This window comes from Streptomyces muensis (assembly GCF_021474425.1).
Lineage (GTDB): Bacteria > Actinomycetota > Actinomycetes > Streptomycetales > Streptomycetaceae > Streptomyces > Streptomyces muensis.
The window spans coordinates 1-1,896 of the sequence record NZ_JAKEIP010000536.1 but is presented as its reverse complement, the minus strand read 5'-3'; the positions used below and the strand labels follow the sequence as shown (position 1 = coordinate 1,896).

Here is a 1,896-nt window from a genome sequence, read left to right as displayed (position 1 = left end):
CCCTGACCGAGGCCCGCCCCGATCTCGCCCCGTCCGTCGACGCCGTCTTCGCCGACGCCCTGGCCAAGAGCCCCGACGACCGCCATGACTCCTGCCTCGCCTTCGTCGCCGACCTGCGCGCCGCGATGACGGGCGGCCCGGCGGGCGGACGCCCGGCGACGGCCGTGGACCACAAGGTCGTAGGGGCCCCGGAAGCACCCGCGAAGGAGCCGCCGAAGCCACCGCCTCGCTGGGCGGAACCCGTGTTCCGGCAGTGAACAGCGGGCCCGCTCCTCCGAGCGGCAGGGCCGCGCCCCTGCTCGGGACCGCCGCGCCGCTCACCCCTTCCGGGCGGAGACCTCGCCCCGATGCCTCAGCGGCCTGGCCAGGAGCCCGCCGAGGAACCCCGTGACCAGCCCCCACAACAGGGCCAGGCCGATCGCGGACCACACGTGGGGTCTCAGGATGAGTTCGCCGGCCAGGTCGCCGCCCAGCTCGCCGATGCCGAGGACCGAGAGGCCGTAGTGGGCGGAGGTGCGGGCGAGAAGGCAGATCGTCAGGACGGTGAGGGCCAGCGCCACCGCCATGTGCAAGGCGTGCTGCCAGGGCCGGATCCGGGCCGGTGAGCGTCGTGCCATGACGAAGGCCGCGGCGAGCAGCAGAACGGCGTCGACGACGACCAGCCACCACACCCGGCCGTCGTGCTCGGCGAGGGTGCCCAGGTTCAGCTCGGAGACCTCCCCGCCGCGCAGCACCTCGTCGAGCACATGCGGCATCGGCAGCCCGAAGGGCCCGTCCACCCTGCCGTCCCAGGTCGCGCCGAGCCCGATCGTCAGGGCGAGCCACACCAGGTTCGGCAGGCCCAGCAGGATCGCCGCGAACGTCTCGGCCGGATGCCCGCGGGTCGCCGCGACGATCACGCCGATGACCGCACCGAGGACGACATACGCCAGCAGCAGCGCCACCATGGCGTACGCGGCCGGCCGCACCGACTCCTGGAAGCGCAGCAGCCGTCCCGGCAGCGGAGCCCCGCGCGAGACCAGCAGGGCCAGTACGAGCACGCCCGCCAGCCACAGCAGACCGAACAGGACGGTCGACGCGACGTTCGTGGTGAAGCCGACCTCGGGGGAGATGCCGAACAGGTCGCCGATGTCGGCGAGCACGTCCTGTCCGAGCTCGTCGAGGGAGAGGGAGAAGCTCTGGCGCGCGGAGAAGGACAGCCCCAGCAGCGCGGCCAGCCACAGCACGGCGATCCTCGCGGCCCACCCGGCCAGCTCCCCGGTTCCGGCGACCGCCCGGTGCCGCAGCGGCCGCAGAAAGCCGGCGGCCAGCACCAGCGCCCCGGTGAGCGTGACGGACAGCGGGATCACGGTCAGCCCGGCGTCGGGATCGGCCAGCACCCCGGCGTCGCCCGACAGCTCGATCGTGCCGCCGACCGCCGTGACCACGGTCGCCGCGACGACCCTCGGGAAGGCGTTGTCCGGGAGGTCCGCGGCCCCGGCCGCCCACAACCCCAGCGCGGCCACCACTCCCATCGCGACCAGCCCGGCGAGCACCGTGACGAGGGCCCGCACCCACCCATGGGCGGCCACAGCCGGACGGGAAGGGGTCAGCACGCTCACCCTGACCACGCTAAGCAGCGCCCCGGCCGCCCGCCCGCCGAGAGGTCCGTCCGCGTCGGCTTGCGTACGGCCTGCCACCGGAGCACAGAATGGGAGAGCTGCCCAAAGGTGACAGAAGCGGCAAAAGCGCAAGGTGAAATGGGCAGAAGGCATAGGCGTCGCAGGAGTTCCACGCCGGGCATCCCGCACGGATCCTGCGTCGGGAAGAAGGCCTCGTGAGCGTCGAACCTCCGTCGTCCGGCCGTCCCTCAGGACCGCCCTCGGGCCCCCTGTCGGGCCCCTCCCAGCCGCCCTC

General features: G+C 73.7%; 1 protein-coding gene and 1 pseudogene. One reads left to right on the top strand and one right to left on the bottom strand.

Annotation, left to right across the window (positions count from 1 at the left end):
• Positions 1 to 257, top strand: a pseudogene (locus L0P92_RS44120) (serine/threonine protein kinase); the annotation flags it as partial.
• 60 nt (positions 258 to 317) lie between these two features.
• Here the strand turns inward: L0P92_RS44120 and L0P92_RS44115 are convergent.
• Positions 318 to 1,601, bottom strand: coding sequence for a streptophobe family protein (locus tag L0P92_RS44115; RefSeq protein ID WP_308289825.1), 1,284 nt, complete (start codon positions 1,599 to 1,601; stop codon positions 318 to 320).
• Between the last annotated feature and the right edge of the window lie 295 nt (positions 1,602 to 1,896).